Source organism: Xanthomonas populi, from assembly GCF_002940065.1.
GTDB classification, from domain to species: Bacteria; Pseudomonadota; Gammaproteobacteria; order Xanthomonadales; family Xanthomonadaceae; genus Xanthomonas; species Xanthomonas populi.
On the sequence record NZ_MDEJ01000258.1, the window covers coordinates 1 to 1799 of the forward strand.

A 1799-nucleotide genomic window follows, 5' to 3' on the forward strand; every position below is an offset into this window, starting at 1 on the left:
TCCACGATCACCAGGCACTTGATGACGCGGCCTTCGGCAGTGCGGTCGAATACGACGTCCATCGACCACACCTGGTTGGCATGCGCTGGCCGCAGCAGCGGCTGGCGCTCGCCCACGGGTACCTTCTTGCGTTTGCGGCGCCGGACCTGCAGCTGCTGCTCGCGGTACAACCTCTCCACACGCGTGTAGTTCACGAGGCGGCCTTTCTGTCGCAGTTTGAGATAGATCATTCCCACGCCATAGCGGCGATGGCGATATGCCAACGCAAGAATGCGCTGGCGCAGCTCGATGTTGCGGTCTTCGCGCGTGCAGTAGCGCAGCGCACTGGCGCTCATACCGATCGCTGCCAAGGCGCGACGCTCGCTGGCGCCACGCCCCATCCACTCGCGCACCAGCGCACGACACGCCGCTGCGCTCACCACTTTTTTCGTAGCGCATCCTTGATCAGGTCGTTCTCGAACAGCTGCTCGGCCAACACTTATTCAGCCGGGCGTTCTCGACCTCAAGGTCCTTGAGCCGCTTGGCATCGGGCACGCTCATCCCGCCGAACTTGCTGCGCCACAGGGAGTACGAGGCCTCACTGAAGCCATGCCGCCGGCACAGGTCCTTGATCGCCAAGCCCGCTTCGGCCTCACGCAGGAAGCCAATGATCTGTTCTTCGGAAAAACGCTTCTTCACGTCCAATCTTCTCGGGGTAGGGAATTGGACTCCAAACTGGAGCACTACTCGAAACTGGGGAGCGTCGCTCAAGATGCTGGAATTCATGCGGCCTGGAGCGTTGTTCAGACCTTCCCTAACTCGCTGTCAGCACAGACTTTTTTACGGATTTCCGCCGACCCCAAGCCGGCCAAGACGCCGGCGCAGCGACGGCTGCCCCCCAGCACCTCATGTTCGCAATGTGCCCTAATGATTTCGCTGTTTCCGCAGGGGGCTTACCAAAAAACTGGTTAAATCAAGCCTCCTCTGGAAGGACGACTAGGACTCAAGAATGCGCGCTCTTTAATCCCATTCAGCCAGCATCGCCAGTAACCTGATCGACAACGCCAGGACCGATCCCCGCTCGCCTGATCAGGGAATCGCCGACACCGTCAATTTGCGCCGCACCCAACACGGCCAGGACGCGTTTGCGGTGTTGGGTGAGATGGCACCTCCGTTGAGACGGCCCGCTCAGCCCGCCGATCCCACGCCGTATCGGATCGAGGAGACTCAGCAACACCACCTCCACCGCGCCTCCACCTCCATGCAGTCCGTGCCACCTGCGCCACCGCCGGCATTGTCGCGGTCCGGAAAGCTTTCGTTTGACCTGAACGTACCAGACGATGCATCCCGTGCCGAAAGTCCCCCTGCATTGCAGGATCCGGCATTGTCGCGGTCCGAAGAGTTTTCGTTTGACCCGATGGACTTTCTGAACCTACCAGACGATGCATCCTGTGCCGAAAGTGCCCCTGCATTGCAGGATGCTGCCAACCGGCCGGAGCAGCCGGCAATCGCGCCCCCACATCCATTGAGCTATTCCCATATCGTTGGACACTCTCGGGCCCCTTCCGCTTCATCGTCGGTCGGTTCGTCGACGCACGCCACGTTAATGCCGGCTCTCGCCAGCACGGGCGAGGGGCCGGCTGCCCCCGGTCTTCCCTCACAGGCTCCTGGCTCCATCATGGCCCGGCGAAAGCGTAAGGAGGTGTTAGACCCGGCCACAGGGGACACCGTGCCAAGAGCCGCGCTGGACATGCGTAAGAAGCGGAGGAACCGCCCAGGATGAGGGTCGGCGGGAATTTGTGAAAATTCTTTTCTGATAG

General features: G+C 61.1%; 1 pseudogene. It reads right to left on the reverse strand.

Going from position 1 to position 1799, the window contains the following annotated elements:
• A pseudogene (locus XpopCFBP1817_RS20595) lies at nt 1–678 on the reverse strand (transposase); the annotation flags it as partial.
• Nucleotides 679–1799: the final 1121 nt, after the last annotated feature.